The organism is Bradyrhizobium sp. LeoA1Lang (assembly GCF_055413685.1).
Map to the genome: position 1 here is coordinate 1 of NZ_JBVAPG010000181.1, position 14,870 is coordinate 14,870.

A 14,870-nucleotide genomic window follows, 5' to 3' on the forward strand; every position below is an offset into this window, starting at 1 on the left:
AGCGCCAGCGTCGGGGCGCCAGGACCACACGACTTCGCCGTCCGCACTGCGCGTGCTCGTCAGTCACACGCATCGCGTCCACCGCATCCCACCGCAACGTTCGTGACGATCGCGACCCGCCCCTCATCCGCCGTGAGACGCGCGGAGTTAAATCACTGATTTGCCCGACGGCGAAAGCAGAATGTTTTTCGCGCGACGGCTGGACAGACTTTTGGTGATTTGCCCGTCGGGTTGTTATGTCGCACCCAAAGCATCCACATCGTCATTGCGAGCGCAGCGAAGCAATCCATAGCGCCGCAAGTGGAGGCGTGGATTGCTTCGCTGCGCTCGCAATGACGGGGGCGGTGTTGCTGGCGCGAGCGGCGCGCCCATTGGACAGCGCAGGTGCGAGTGCCTACATCGATGGGACCGTGACCCCGGGAGTTCTCACGATGACCATCGACGACAGGCCGACGATCGTTGCGCCCGATGACGATCCCTATCTTTGGCTGGAGGAGATCGAAGGCGCGCGGGCGCTGGAATTCGTGGAGCGGCAGAACGCCCTGACGCTAGAGAAATTCACCGGCACGTCATTTGCCGCCGATCGCGACGCGCTGGTCGCGATCTTCGACCGGCCGGACAACATTCCCTATGTCACCAGGCGCAGTGGGCTACTCTACAATCTCTGGACGGATGCGCAGAATCCGCGCGGCCTGTGGCGGCGCACGACGCTCGGGGAATTCCGCAAAGCCAATCACAACTGGGAAATCCTCCTGGACGTCGACCAGCTTGCCGCCGATGAAGGCGAGGATTGGCTCTTGAACTGGACGTCCATGCGGCCGGGAAATGATCGGCGCGCGATCCTCGGCCTGTCGCGCGGCGGCAGCGACGCGGTGATGCTGCGCGAGTTCGACATGGAGGCGAAGCGCTTCGTCGCCGATGGCTTCATGCTGCCGGAGGCGAAGGGCGGCGTCGATTGGGTCGACGACGACACGCTGCTGCTGTCGAGCGCCTATGGCGAGGGCATGGCGACCACATCGGGCTATGCCCGGACTGTCAGGCTGTGGCGCCGCGGCGAGGCCGCCGAACGCGCGCCGGTGGTGTTCGAGGTGCCGGCCGACCATATGAGCGCATCCGCTCAACTCGATGATTCCGGGCCGGTCCCACGGATGTGGTTCGTCGACCGGCTCGATTTCTTCAACTTAAGTGCCTGGCTGGGCGACGAGACGGGTACGAAGACGAAGCTCGATCTGCCCACCAGCATTTGGCTGCTCGCCTATCAGGACTGGTTCGTCGTCAAGCTGCGCGAGCCGTGGACGATCGGAGGCAAGACCTATGCGCCCGATACGGTGCTCGGCATGTCGCTGTCAGCCTTCCTCGCAGGCAGCCGCGACTTCACCGTCGTGTTCGAGCCGGAGCCGCGGCGGGCGCTGCAAGGCTTCTTCTGGACCGAGGGCCGGCTGGTGCTGTCGATCCTCGATGAACTGCGGCCGGTGTTCGAGATCTGCACGCCATCGGCTGGTGGCTGGACGCGCGAGCGGCTCGAAGGGCTGCCCGGGATCGGCGTCGTCGATGTCTGGCGCCTCGACAGCCATATTTCCGAAAGCAAGGGCGACCTGCTCGCCAATGTGCAGGACCCGCTGACGCCGTCCTCGCTGATGCTGATGGAGAAGGTCGGAGCGCCCACGGTGCTGAAGCAGGCGCCGAAGACGTTTAACGCGGATGGACTCGTGGTTACCCAGCATGAGGCCATCTCCATCGACGGCGAACGCATCCCCTACGTGCAGACCGGCCCCGCGACCGAGACCGGCGATGCGCCGGTGCACTTGACCGCCTATGGCGGCTTCGGTCTTGCGATGAAGCCGTATTACAACCCCGCGCTCGGCAAGCTGTGGCTGGAGCGCGGCGGCACCATTGTCGAGGCCAATATCCGCGGCGGCGGCGAGTTCGGCACGCGCTGGCACGACGCCGGCCGCTATGCGGGCAAGCGGTTGGCGCATGACGACTTCGCGGCCGTCGCCGCCGATCTGGTGAAGCGCGGCGTCACGCGGCCCGGGCGGATCGCGGCCGAAGGCGGATCGAACGGCGGCATCCTGATCACCAACATGCTGGTGCGCTATCCCGAACGCTTCGGCGCGCTGTTCTGCACCATCCCGCTGATCGACATGCGCCGCTACACCAAGCTGCTCGCCGGCGCGAGCTGGATCGCCGAATATGGCGATCCCGACAAACCCGAAGAATGGGCGTGGCTGCAGACCTACTCCGCCTATCACATGGCGAAGCCCGGCCAGACATATCCACCGATCCTGATCGCGACCACGCGCCGCGACGACCGCGTGCATCCCGGCCACGCCCGCAAGATGACCGCCAAGCTGCAGGCAATGGGATATGAGGCCCATCTCTACGAGCCCGCCGCCGGCGGCCACGGCTACGGCAAGGACAACAAGGAACGCGCCGCGTTCATGGCGCTGGGGCTTGGGTTCTTGCGGGAGAAGATCGGGTGGGTGGATGGTGCGTGATTGTTCCACTCACCGCTGTCATTCCGGGGCGCGCGCAGCGTGAACCCGGAATCCATTTTTCCGCCCGCGTATGCTGCGCAATGGATTCCGGGCTCGCGACTTCGTCGCGCCCCGGAATGACGCGGGGGAGCGATCACGCGCACGCGAATTCCAGGATCATGTTGTTCGCGGGCATGTCTACCGCCTCCTCCAATGACAGACCGACGCGCCCCGCCAGCTTCTCGATATCGGTGATGTCGCGCACGCCCCAGTCGGGATCCTGGTTGCGCAAGGATGTGTCGAACACGGCGTTGCTGAGAGCGGTGTGCTTGCCGTCGCGCTTGAAGGGGCCGTAGATGAACAACCGGCCGTCGTCGCGCAGGCGGCGGGCGGCGCCTTCGAACAGGCCCTCGGCGACGCGCCAGGGCGCGATGTGGATCACGTTGGCGCAGAACACCGCGAGCAGCTTTGGCAGCTCGCCGCCCTCAGGCGCAGCACCGGGCCAGGCCGGATCGGAGAGATCGATCCTCAGCGGCGGACGGATGTTCGGAAGGGCGGCGTATGCGCGCCAGGCCGCGATGCTCTTCAGATGCGCGTCGTTGAAATCGCTCGGCCACCAAATGATGTCGGGGGTCCGCTCCGCGAAATACACGACGTGCTGGCCAGTGCCGCTGCCGGCCTCCAGCACGTCGCCGGATCGGCCCAAAAGAAATTTTTCTAGCACCGCCCAGATCGGCTGATGGTTGCGATGAAAGGCAGCCGCATCAAGCCGGCCGTCGGCCTCGACCCGCCCGCCGTCCTTGCCGAATTCAACCACAAACTCTGGCATGATGCTCTCCTTTGCCTATCGTACAAAACGCAACACCGTAGCGATCCTGCTATTCCGCGCGCGCCGTCGCAATGCGCGATTTGGGCGCGCCTTCATCATAATGGTTACGGCCGTAGCCCCGGATGAAACGGAAGCGTAATTCGGGGCGAGCGCACCCATCTCTCCGCTCGTCATTCCGGGATGCGCCGAAGGCGCAGGCCCGGAATCCATTGCGCCGCATGCGCAAGTGGAAGAATGGATTCCGGGTTCTCGCGGAGCCTGTCATCGGGCCGCGCTTTGCGCGGACCCGTTGGCGAGCCCCAGAATGACGAGCTGAGAGATGGATTGCTTCGCTGCGCTCGCAATGACGGGGGATGGAGCTACCGCGCCACGCGCTGCAATTCCTTCGTCAGCACGTCCAGCGCGTCGGCGAGCATCACGCCGCCGCAGACGGTGAGACGTTCGGGAAGCACAATGCGTTTCTCCGGCGGATAGAAGTGCTCCAGCGCCGGATGCAGCAGGAAGGCGCGGCCGTTGTCTTCGGCGCGGTCACCGGCCTCCGAGACCAGGATGAAGTCCGGTCTCAGTTGCACGATCGCTTCCAGCGAGGCGTAGCCGCCGGCCGCGACGCCGAGGTCGCCGGCGGAATTGAGGAGGCCCGCTTCGGTGAGCAGCGACGACACCAGGCTGTCGCTGCCGGACACCCAGCCACGGCGCGCCAGCGGCAGCACGCGATAGTGCTTGCCGGTCGCGGCCTCGCGCGCATGGGCGATCGCGGCGTCGAGCCTTGCTATCGCGACCTTTGCGCGGTCCGGATGCCGCACGATCTCGCCCATCTCGCGGATCTGGTCCTTCACCTCGTCCAGCGTGCGCGGCACGGTGAACTCGACGAGATGCAGGCCGTTGGCTTTCAAGAGCTCGCGCGTCGCGCGCTTGTCGAACAGGCTGGCGACGACGATGTCGGGCTTCAGCACCAGCACGTCCTCCGCGCCGCCGGAGAGAATCGGGAAGCGGCGCGCCGTGTCGGCGGCGAATGATTGCCAGGCCTCGCGGGAGAATCGGCTGAGGCCCAGGATCTGCTGGGGATCGGCGAGCGAGAGCAGCAACTGATCGCTGCAGACGTTCATCGAGACGATGCGCGGCGCGCTCGCCGCAAGCGCGACAGTGGTGGACAGGGCGAACGCTGCAAGGAATGCAGCGAGGCGCCGCATCAGATCTCCGCCCACGGCACGATCACCGTCTCGCGCTGATATTCGGCGCGGAAGGCGCTGACGCGGAACACATCGGCCATGACCGTTTCCGACAGCGCATCCGCCGGCGCGCCCTGCGATGCGAGGCGCCCTTGCGCCAGCACCAACGCATGGTCGGCAAAACGTGCGGCAAGGCCGAGGTCGTGCGTCACCACGATCACCAGCACGCCCTTGTCGGCTGCCGCACGCAACCCCTTCATGACGTCGATCTGGTGGCGCGGATCGAGCGAGGCGGTGGGCTCGTCCGCCAGGATGATCGGCGCCTCCACCGCAAACACGCGCGCCAGTGCGACGCGGCTGCGCTCGCCGCCGGAAAGCTCGGTGACGCGGCGCTCGGCGAACTCCATGACGTCGGCGGCCTGCATCGCCCGCACCACCGCCTCGACATCGCGCGGGGACAGCCGTGCCGGATCGGTGGCACCATGCGGATAGCGGCCGAGCGCGACGATGTCGCGCGCGGGTAGCGGCCAGTGCACCATGTGCCCTTGCGGAAGATAGCCGAAGCGTTTGGCCCGTTCGCGCAGCGGCAGCGCGGCGAGCGCCTCGCCACCCACCCTGATGACGCCATCGGAGGGAATGAGGCCGGCGAGCGCGCGCAGCAACGTGGTCTTGCCGGCGCCGTTCGGACCGACCAGCGCAACGAGATGACCTGAGGCGAGTTGCAGCGACACGTCGCTGAGCACGCGGCGGCCGGCGAGCGCGACGTTGAGATGTTCCGCGACAAGCGCCGTCATGCGACGCCTCCGCCGAGCGCGCGGCGCTCACGCATGATGAGATAGAGGAAGAACGGCACGCCGATGATCGAGGTCAGGACGCCGACCTTGATGTCCGAGGTCGACGGGATGATGCGCACCGCGATATCGGCCGCGAGCAACAGCGCCGAGCCGGCGAGCGCGCTCGGCACCAACAGCCGCGCCGGGTCGTGGCCGATCACGGGCCGCATCAGATGCGGCGCGACCAGGCCAATGAAGCCGATGGTGCCGGTGACCGCCACCGCGCCGCCGACGCCGAGCGCAACGCCTGTGATCACGAACAGCCGCAGGCGGCCGACATCGACGCCGAGACTTTGCGCGGTCTCTTCGCCAAGCGTGAGCGCACGGAAGGCGCTGGCCTGCGAGAGCAGGATGGCTGCACCAGCAACGATGAACGGCAGCGCCAGCGCGACATGCTGGAAGCTGCGATCCTCCAGCGAGCCCAGCAGCCAGAACGCGATCTCCAGCACCAGGAACGGATTGCTGGCGAGGTTCATCACCAGCGCCGTCGCAGCGCCCGCAAGGCTCGAAATCGCAAGCCCGGCGAGGATCAGGATCAACAGCCCCGCATTGCGGCCAGCGATCGCGAGCAGCACGAACACCGAGCCGAACGCGGCGATGATGGCGGCGACCGGCAGCGCATAGGAGCGGACATCGGCCAGCCCCAGCGCGATCACCAGCACCGCACCGAACGCCGCCGATTGCGGCGCGCCGAACAACGAGGGCGAAGCTAAGGGATTGCGCAAAAGGCCCTGCAGCGCCGCGCCTGACAGGCCGAGAATGGCGCCGATCGCGAATGCCAGGATGGTCCGCGGCAGGCGGATCTCGCGCACGATCACCTGCGTCACATCGCTACCGCCACCGAACAGCGCCTCGATCACCGTCAGCGGCGACAGCCGCACCGGGCCGGTGCCGAGCGAGATCAGCATCAGCAGGGCAACCAACGCAATCATTGCAACGGTCGCGCCCAACCGTCGTCGCGCGGCGAGACCCGCCGCTATCGTGAAATCCTGTGCACTCATCGCGCCCTGCTTCTTGCAGCGAATTCGGTGGCAGACAAGCGACACCGGAACAAAAAAGCGTATTGGGGATGGGGCGCCGCAGTTCGCCGGGATTGACTCACGTGCCGCCAAAATCCTAGATGGCCCCGACGGTTCCTATCGGGATCAAAAGGGAATGCGGTACCGGGAAACTTCCCTCAAGCCGCGGCTGCCCCCGCAACTGTATGCGGTGAATCCTTCGTCTTATGCCACTGGGCGTCTCGGTCCTGGGAAGGCGACGAAGGGTAACGACCCGCGAGCCAGGAGACCTGCCGTCTTACGTGGTCACACGCGACGATGTCGGTCGGGGAGTACAGGCATTTGCTTCACCTGAAGCGCGAAACGCGATGGTGAGCCTCGGATCGCTGTGACGTGCCACTGACGTCATACCGAGGTCTCGCCGATGTTCTCTGCTATCACCGCCACCAAGCAACGCCGGGCGCTCCTGCTCGCGTCGAGCATGCTGGCGCCCGCCTTGTACGTTTCTGCCGCGCTGGCGCAGCAAGCGTCCTCCGAACAATTGCCACCGGTCGAAGTCAGAGCGCCCGGCGACCACAACCGCACCCGTGCCAAGCCCGCTTCCGACGGCACTCCAGGCCCCCGGCGTCCCGCGCCGGGCCAGGTGCCGACCACCGCGCAGCCGGCCGGCGGCGCAGGGTCCAGCGGCACCGCCGCTGGCGGAGCTTCATCCGGTGGCAGCGGCGGCAGCCCGCAGTTCGCCGGCATCGTCGGGACGTCCTCGACCGTGATCACGGCCGACGACATCGCCCATTCGCCATCGCACACCTTGCCGGAGATCATCGCGCAGGCGCCCGGCGTGCAGCTTCAATCGCTCTATGGCGGCGTGAACGGCGCCAAGACCTCGGTCGACCTGCGCGGCTTCGGCGCATTCGCCACCGCCAACACGCTGTTCCTGCTCAACGGTCGACGGCTCAACGACATCGACATGGCGCAGGTCGATCTCTCGACCATCCCGCTGGATTCGATCGAGCGCATCGAGATCACCCGCGGCAACAGCGGCGCCGTGCTCTACGGCGACAACGCGATCGGCGGCGTGATCAACATCGTCACCAAGACCGGCATCGGCGGCCCGCCGGTCTCGATCCGGGGCGAAGCCGGGTACGGCTCCTTCAACCAGCGCATGGCCGCGATCTCGACCGCGATGAATTCCGGGCCATGGTCGGCGTCGTTCTACGGCAACGGCATCAAGTCCGACGGCTACCGCGTGAACAATGCGCTCGACCAGCGCAACGGCGTCGGCAATCTCAACTACACGACGCCGGACCTGAAAGCATTCCTGACGGTGACCGGCGACGACCAGAAGCTGGGCTTTCCGGGTGGCCGGATCGTCGACCCATCCGCCGGCATCAACCAACTCGTCACCGACCGCAGGGGCGCCGCCACACCGTTCGACTACGGCAACCAGCAGGGCGCGAGCGCGACGGCCGGCTTCACCAAGACGCTTCTGAACGGCGTCGACCTGATCGTCGATGGCGGCTACCGCCAGAGGGATACGCAAAGCGCTTTCTTCGGCACCTCGCCATTGATCAGCGCGGCGTCGACCTACAATGACGCCGCGCTGCAGACCTGGTCGATCACGCCGCGGCTGAGCATCAACAATTCGATCTTCGGGATTCCGTCGTCGATCCTGACCGGCATCGACTATTACGACGCGACGTTCCACCAGCAGCGCGGCGCGTTCCGGGGCGTGCCGCCTATCCATACCTACGACCTGTCGCAGCAGTCGCTCGCCGGCTACTGGCAGCATACGGTCGGCCTGCTGCCCACGACGGACTTCTCCTATGGTGCGCGGGTGCAGAACACCTGGCTCAGCGCGCGCGATCGCTACGATCCGAATGCGCCGTTCGCCTTCGACGCGCAGGCGACGCCGCTCGACCAGAGCGAAACCAACTACGCGCTGCATGTCGGCGTCGAGCACCGCTTCACCGAAATGTTCTCGGTGTTCGCCCGCGCCGCGCACGCCTTCCGCACGCCCGATGTCGACGAGCGCGTCTCGACGGGTCCCGCGTTCGACGCCTTCTTCAATCCGCTGCCGCAGAATTTCCAGTTGAAGACCCAGACCTCGCATGACGTCGAAGGCGGATTCCGCGTCAAGACCAACCGCTTCCAGGTGCAGACCAGCATCTACAACATGGACCTCGAGAACGAGATCCATTTCAACCCGGTGCTGTTCTTCAACGTCAACCTCGATCCGACCCGGCGCTACGGCTCCGAGACGCAGGCCTCGCTGCGCGTCAGCGATACCGTGTCGCTGCGCGGCGGCATGGCTTACACGCGCGCTGTGTTCCGCGAGGGACAGTTCGCGGGCAACGACGTGCCGCTGGTGTCGCGCTACACCGGCAATCTCGGCGTGACCTGGAATATCTGGGACAACTATCTCGTGCTCGATGCCACGCTGCGCGCCTGGAGCTCGCGCGTCATGGATAACGACCAGGCCAATACGCAAACGCGCATTCCGGGCGATGCGACGATCGACCTCAAGCTCAGCGGCGCCTATGAGCATTTCTTCTGGTCGGTCAGCGTCAACAACCTGCTCAATGCGCTCTATTACGACTACGCCATCGCCTCGAACTTCACGCCCGGCCGCTTCAACGCCTATCCGCTGCCGGGCCGGACTTTCCTCGTAAAGGCCGGCGCGACGTTCTGAAGCAATCGGCCGGTCCGTGGCCTGCGCACGGACCGGCTTGTCCCGCCCGAATCAGCCATTATGTCGTGATGGCGGGAGATCGATATGGGCGGGATCGGGAAGACAAACCAACCTCCAAAGCAGGAAGGCGGCAAGCCGAAGCCGCCGCCTCCACCTGCGCGCCACGACGAGGACGACGACTACGAAGACGGCGACATCGCCACGCCGAAGCGCGATCGCTACGGCCCGGACGACGAGCCGTTGTGAGACGCCTCCCGTCATTGCGAGCGTAAGCGAAGCAATCCATCGCGCCGCTTGCGGAGACGTGGATTGCTTCGCTGCGCTCGCAATGACGGGGTGAGAGCGTTGCCCAGAATTGTAGGGTGGGCAAAGGAGCGCAGCGACGTGCCCACCATTTCACGAGCGGTGCAAGGGAAGGTGGGCACGCTGCGCTTTGCCCACCCTACGGCGGCTACGGCGGCTGATGCAGTCCGGCGAAATCCTCGCGCTCGATCTTGCGGATGCTCTTCAGGTCGAGCAGATGCGCGCCGAAGCCGCCGCGGGCGACCGTCCTTGCCAGTTTCGGCGAGACCAAAGTGAGGCCGGCCGTCATCGCCAGCGGCACGGCACTGAGCCAGTCGAGCTGCACCGGCGTCAATTCCTCGGTGCTGGCGTTGTATGGCCCTGAGGTCTTCAGGAGATCGCCGCACTCAACCAGAATGTCGCGCCTGGTGCCGCCGCGGGAGGCCTGGCCGAGCAGCGCCTGCATCGCCAGATGCGTCCGCACGCCGGTGCGGCTCTCGGGCAAGGGTTTTGGCGTCTCGCCGAGCGAAACGCGCAGCAGGAGATCGACCAGATCGGTGCCGGCGCGGAAGGCGTTGAGCGGCTCGACCAGGCGCGGATTGCAGTCGATCAGGAGCGGCACGGGGCTGTCGATCGGCATCACGTAATCGACCGATAGCGCGCCGTGCCAGGCCAGCGCTTCTCCGATCGCTTCCAGATAGGCGTGCACCTGCGGACGACTGACGCTTTCCTTGATCGCCTCGCCGCCGCCGACGCCGGGCGCGACCTGCCGGTAGGCGTGGAAGCCGACCAGTTTCCCAAAGCAAAACACCGACTGCGCCTTTTCGGTCGTGCCGGTGACGAGATCCTGCACCAGAAGCTCGCCGGCAAAGCTGTCGGCTGCGCCGAGCTCGTAGAGCGCGATGTTGAAATCGGCTTCGTCGCGCACGAACCAGATGCCGCGGCTCGCGGTGCCGACCGAGGTCTTGATGACGGAGGGAAAGCGGATGGCGTCACGCAACTCGCTCTCCGAGGTCACGATCCGCGTCGGCGGCTGCGGCAGGCCCAGTTGGCCGAGCAGGCGGCTGAAGCCGGCCTTGCTGTGCACCATCCGGTAATTGTCGAACCGCGGCAGCGCCAGGCCGACGCGGCCCTTCAATCGCGCCTCGGCGCGCGCGAACAGAAAACCCTGCTCATGGGTCGGCAGCAGCACGTCGAACGGCGCCTCCAGGAGCCGCTCGATATAGCCAAGGAAGCCCTCGGGGTCGTGGCGCAATCCCGGGCAGCGGTGGAATTTCCACACAAAGCGCGAATAGCGCGACAGGCACCAGGGCGAGGGATCGCAGACTTCGACATGGTGGCCGGCAAGACCGAGGATCGTGATCGCCTCGCGCGCCGAGGTGCTCGCCCCCTCGGGGATCAGGACGCGCAGCTTTGTTGCCGGATCGGTCATGCCAGATCATTGCTGCAATGCGAGTGGCTTGTCTTGCCGCTTTAATGCCGCATGTCGCTCGGTCGCGGTTCGCCGGGTCAGCCATGCAGCGGCCTTCATGGACAAATAACGCCCAGCCGATATTTTCGCGCCAGATCATGATCCGAGCGGATCATGATCTGGCTCTCTGTTTGAGCATGATCTTTTCGGAAAACCGGTTCCCACTTTTCCGGATCATGCTTTAAGCCCCGCCGGGCATCACATTTGATGGGCTTCTCACTGATATGGCTGATGTTCTCGCCGCACCGCAGCAATTGAAGACCGACAGCGCGGCGCGCACGCTGACGGGGATTTCGATCGCGCACTGGGTCAGCCATTTCCATATCTTCGTGCTGCCGATGCTGTTCCCGTTCCTGAAGGAGCGGCTCGGCGTCGGCTATATCGAGCTCGGCTTCGCGCTCACCGTGTTCGCGCTGGTCTCCGGCCTGACGCAGGCGCCGATCGGCTATCTCGCCGACCATATCGGCGCGCGAAAAATCCTCCTGATCGGGCTCTGCCTGGGCGGCTTTGCCCTGATCGGGCTCGGTTCGCATTTGAGCTATCCCGCGCTGATCGCAAGCGCGATTGGGCTCGGACTTGCCAACAGCGTCTATCACCCCGCCAACTACGCGATCCTATCGGCACATATGGACGAGGCGCGCATGGGCCGCGCGTTCTCGGTCCACACCTTTGCCGGCTTCCTCGGCGGCGCGGTGGCACCGGCGATCATGGCGGCGCTGGTCGCTGCAATCGGCGGGCTCGGCGCATTGATGGTCGCGGGCGCGATCGGCCCGCTGGTGGCGCTATTGCTCGTCATCATGGGCATCCCCGACGCGGGCGCCGCGAAGGACAGGCCCGAGGGCAGTGAGAAGGTGAAAACCAGCGTGATGACGCCGGCGATCATGGTGCTGACCGTGTTCTTCACGCTGCTCAGCCTGTCGAGCGCGGGGATCAATAATTTCGGCGTGGTGGCGCTGATGGGCGGCTATGGCGTGTCGTTCTCGTCGGCCAATATCGCGCTGACCGCGTTCCTCGGCGCCAGCGCGGCGGGCGTGCTCGCCGGCGGCTATCTCGCCGACCGCACCCATCGCCACGGCCAGGTCGCGGCGGCCTGCTTTGCCGTCAATGCGGCGATCGTGGTCGTGATCGCGATGGTCAACCTGCCATCGGCGGTGCTGACCGCGGCGCTGGGCCTGGCCGGCTTCCTCGGCGGCGTGATCACGCCCTCGCGGGACATGCTGGTGCGCAACGCAGCACCTCCCGGTGCGGCCGGCCGCGCCTTCGGCATCGTCTCCACCGGTTTCAACTTCGGCGGCATCGCAAGCCCGCTGCTGTTCGGCTGGATCATGGACCACAACCTGCCGCATTGGGTGTTCGGCGCCTCCGCCGCCTTCATGGTGCTGACGGTGCTGCTCGCGCTCGTCACCGACCGCAAGCCGCAGGGATCGGAAGCGCACGCAGCGGCTTGATAACCACTTGTTTAGACCTCCTCGCGAGCGATCGCTTCCAAACGATCCGCGCAATCGCTCAGGCCGACATAACAGGCGACACCGAGATAGATGGTCTGAAGCGCGCAAACGCCGCGGTCTCGACGTGTCGGCACGCACGCGGCGCCGGTAACGTGTTCGCCGGCCTCGGCAGGCCGCATGGAAACTGCGCACTCGTTGCCTTTGGTGGTCGCGGTCACGAGAGATCTCCGCAGTGATTTTCAAAGGACACTGCGGTGCGCCCGTTACGGTCCGACCACTGCCTCGAACTAAATGCTTACGGCTGTAACCGATCGCGATAATCTGACCGGGAGGCGAGCCAACGCGGCTTGATGCGATCCTGAGCTGGCAACAGAAGAGGAGACATCTCAATGCAGGAGTACGATCTCTACATTAATCCGCAAAAGCCGACGTTGGGCCTCTATGTGCGCAAAGGGGCCGGTCTTCCCGACCTGGCCAATCCTGAGGAATGGGCATTTGACGGCACGGCGGCACAAGCCGGCCGCCAGACCTTGTGAAAAGGATCGAAACCAACGGTCACGCCTTCCGCGACATGGACTAGGCTTTGACAACACCGCCATATTCCCAGGTTGCGGCGCCATAGCGCATTGCTGAACCTCATCGGTGCCGGTTGACAGCACCGAGGGACGACCGATGATGCGGGGCAACAACAACAAATCGGGATGAAGCGCCATGACCTCAGCGCCTGACATCGTGATCCGCGGCGGCACCATTGCGGACGGCAGCGGCGGCGACCTCTATGAAGCCGATGTGGCGATCGCGGACGGCAAGATCACCGAGGTCGGCAAGGTCGCGAGCAAAGGCAAGGAAGAGATCGACGCGCGCGGCAAGCTGGTGGCGCCGGGCTTCGTCGATGTTCACACCCACTATGACGGCCAGGTGACCTGGAGCCAGGACATCACGCCCTCCTCGCAGAACGGCGTCACATCAGCGATCATGGGCAATTGCGGCGTCGGCTTTGCGCCCTGCCGGCCCAGCGACCACACCAGGCTGATCCAGCTCATGGAAGGCGTCGAGGATATTCCCGAGCCGGTCTTGAGCGCCGGCATTCCCTGGGAATGGGAGAGCTTTCCCGATTACATGAACTGGCTGTCGAAGCGCAGCTTCGACGTCGACATCGGCGCGCAACTGCCGCACGCGGCGCTGCGCGTCTATGTGATGGGCGAACGCGGCGCGCGCCGCGATCCTTCCACGGTGGAGGACAACAGGCAGATGGCGCAGCTTGCGAGCGATGCGGTTCGAGCCGGCGCGCTCGGCTTCTCCACCTCGCGCACCCTCAACCACCGCACCTCGACCGGCGACTTCACGCCGACCTTGAAGGCGGGCGAGGACGAATTGACCGCGATCGCCGGCGCGATGCATGGGGTCGGCCGCAGCGTGCTGCAATTCGTGCTCGATCTCTCCACCGTCCACGAAGACCTGCCGATGATGCTGCGGGTGGCGGAGAACACGAAATGCCCGATCTCGTTCTCGATCACCCAGAACGACAAGTCGCCGCGGCGCTGGCGCCAGACGCTTGACACCATCAACGAGGCGACAAGCCGCGGGCTGTCGATCACCGCGCAGATCGCCGCGCGCCCGGTCGGGCTGATGCTCGGGCTGGAACTGTCGCGCAATCCGTTCCAGACCCATGCGAGCTACAAGGCGATCGCGCACCTGCCGCTCAAGGAGCGGGTGGCGCGATTGCGCCAACCTGAGGTGCGCGCCGCGATCCTCGCCGAGAACGCCAGCGACACCGACGATCCGCTGTTCTTCCGGCCGAACTACGACAAGATGTATCTGCTCGGAAATCCGCCGGATTACGAGCAGCCACCGGAGAACACGCTGGGCGCGCAGGCGCGCCGGCTCGGCAAGCGCCCGGAAGAACTCGCCTATGATGCGATGCTGACCGACGGGGGCCGCGGCATGCTCTACGTGCCGTTCCTCAATTATTCCGACGGCAATCTCGACGCAACGCGCGAGATGCTGCTGGACCCGAATTCGGTGCCCGGCCTCTCCGACGGCGGCGCGCATTGCGGCATCATCTGCGATGCCTCTTTCCCGACCTATCTCCTGACCCACTGGACCCGCGACCGCAGCCGCGGCGAGAAGCTCTCGATCCCCTTCGTGATCGCGGTGCAATCGCGCAAGACCGCACTCTCGGTCGGCCTCGCCGATCGCGGCCTGATCGCGCCCGGCTACAAGGCCGACGTCAACGTGATCGACTACGACCACCTGCATCTGCACCCGCCGAAGGTGCATTACGATCTCCCCGTCGGCGGCCGCCGATTGTTGCAGCAGGTCGACGGCTATGACACGACGATCGTCTCCGGCGTGGTGACGCAGCGTGGCGGTACGGCCACGGGTGCAAGACCCGGCCGCCTCATTCGCGGCACGCAGGCGATGCAATAGTGTAGTGCGTAGGGTGGGCAAAGGCGCGTCAGCGCCGTGCCCACCATTTAGCGCGACGCTCGCGATGGTGGGCACGCTACGCTTTGCCCACCCTACGGACGTGAAGACGGCGCCGCACGTGAGCAACCGGCGACATGGGTAACACTTCAAACCGACGACATGGGTAACACAATTCTCGTTTCGTTCAGGTCTGCTGTTGCTGGGGCTGTGGACCCTGGGGGCAACGCGCAGCGTTGTCCCCAAG

General features: G+C 65.6%; 12 protein-coding genes and 1 riboswitch. Of the genes, 6 read left to right on the forward strand and 6 right to left on the reverse strand.

What is annotated here, in order from left to right; translation table 11 throughout:
- Nucleotides 1-431 precede the first annotated feature (431 nt).
- A complete protein-coding gene (locus ACZYOF_RS36620; protein ID WP_463718810.1) occupies nucleotides 432-2,498 on the forward strand; it encodes a prolyl oligopeptidase family serine peptidase in 2,067 nt (688 codons plus the stop codon).
- Between the two features lie 133 nt (nucleotides 2,499-2,631).
- Here ACZYOF_RS36620 and ACZYOF_RS36625 read toward each other — a convergent pair whose 3' ends face one another.
- The 4 genes from ACZYOF_RS36625 to ACZYOF_RS36640 form a co-directional block, all read right to left on the reverse strand.
- Nucleotides 2,632-3,306 (reverse strand): DUF938 domain-containing protein, encoded by a 675-nt coding sequence (locus ACZYOF_RS36625; protein ID WP_463718811.1) that lies wholly within the window; start codon nucleotides 3,304-3,306, stop codon nucleotides 2,632-2,634.
- 359 nt (nucleotides 3,307-3,665) lie between these two features.
- On the reverse strand, nucleotides 3,666-4,496 hold the full coding sequence (locus tag ACZYOF_RS36630) for an ABC transporter substrate-binding protein (RefSeq protein ID WP_463718812.1): 831 nt from the start codon (nucleotides 4,494-4,496) through the stop codon (nucleotides 3,666-3,668).
- On the reverse strand, nucleotides 4,496-5,269 hold the full coding sequence (locus tag ACZYOF_RS36635; protein WP_282532539.1) for an ABC transporter ATP-binding protein: 774 nt from the start codon (nucleotides 5,267-5,269) through the stop codon (nucleotides 4,496-4,498). The genes ACZYOF_RS36630 and ACZYOF_RS36635 overlap by 1 nt, the downstream gene beginning before the upstream one ends.
- A complete protein-coding gene (locus ACZYOF_RS36640; RefSeq protein WP_463718817.1) occupies nucleotides 5,266-6,240 on the reverse strand; it encodes a FecCD family ABC transporter permease in 975 nt (324 codons plus the stop codon). Before ACZYOF_RS36640 ends, ACZYOF_RS36635 begins: the two co-directional genes overlap by 4 nt.
- A gap of 181 nt (nucleotides 6,241-6,421) precedes the next feature.
- Nucleotides 6,422-6,618, forward strand: a riboswitch (cobalamin riboswitch).
- A 112-nt stretch (nucleotides 6,619-6,730) separates the two neighbouring features.
- On the opposite strand from ACZYOF_RS36640, the gene ACZYOF_RS36645 reads away from it, so the two are divergent.
- Together ACZYOF_RS36645 and ACZYOF_RS36650 are read left to right on the forward strand one after the other, a co-directional pair.
- The gene (locus ACZYOF_RS36645) at nucleotides 6,731-8,995 is read left to right on the forward strand and encodes a TonB-dependent receptor (protein WP_463718813.1); all 2,265 of its coding nucleotides are present in this window, start codon (nucleotides 6,731-6,733) and stop codon (nucleotides 8,993-8,995) included.
- A gap of 84 nt (nucleotides 8,996-9,079) precedes the next feature.
- On the forward strand, nucleotides 9,080-9,241 hold the full coding sequence (locus ACZYOF_RS36650) for a hypothetical protein (protein ID WP_282532536.1): 162 nt from the start codon (nucleotides 9,080-9,082) through the stop codon (nucleotides 9,239-9,241).
- Nucleotides 9,242-9,446: 205 nt separating this feature from the next.
- Here the strand turns inward: ACZYOF_RS36650 and ACZYOF_RS36655 are convergent, their stop codons facing one another.
- Entirely contained in the window at nucleotides 9,447-10,709 is a 1,263-nt protein-coding gene (locus tag ACZYOF_RS36655) for a hypothetical protein (RefSeq protein WP_463718814.1), read from the reverse strand.
- A 263-nt stretch (nucleotides 10,710-10,972) separates the two neighbouring features.
- On the opposite strand from ACZYOF_RS36655, the gene ACZYOF_RS36660 reads away from it, so the two are divergent.
- Nucleotides 10,973-12,196: an MFS transporter gene (locus ACZYOF_RS36660; RefSeq protein ID WP_394569250.1), complete on the forward strand. Its 1,224-nt coding sequence runs from the start codon at nucleotides 10,973-10,975 to the stop codon at nucleotides 12,194-12,196.
- Between the two features lie 11 nt (nucleotides 12,197-12,207).
- Here ACZYOF_RS36660 and ACZYOF_RS36665 read toward each other — a convergent pair whose 3' ends face one another.
- Entirely contained in the window at nucleotides 12,208-12,414 is a 207-nt protein-coding gene (locus ACZYOF_RS36665; protein WP_394569249.1) for a Rossmann-fold NAD(P)-binding domain-containing protein, read from the reverse strand.
- A 171-nt stretch (nucleotides 12,415-12,585) separates the two neighbouring features.
- On the opposite strand from ACZYOF_RS36665, the gene ACZYOF_RS36670 reads away from it, so the two are divergent.
- Nucleotides 12,586-12,732, forward strand: coding sequence for a hypothetical protein (locus tag ACZYOF_RS36670; protein WP_463718815.1), 147 nt, complete (start codon nucleotides 12,586-12,588; stop codon nucleotides 12,730-12,732).
- Nucleotides 12,733-12,907: 175 nt separating this feature from the next.
- Nucleotides 12,908-14,626, forward strand: coding sequence for an N-acyl-D-amino-acid deacylase family protein (locus ACZYOF_RS36675; RefSeq protein WP_463718816.1), 1,719 nt, complete (start codon nucleotides 12,908-12,910; stop codon nucleotides 14,624-14,626).
- Nucleotides 14,627-14,870: the final 244 nt, after the last annotated feature.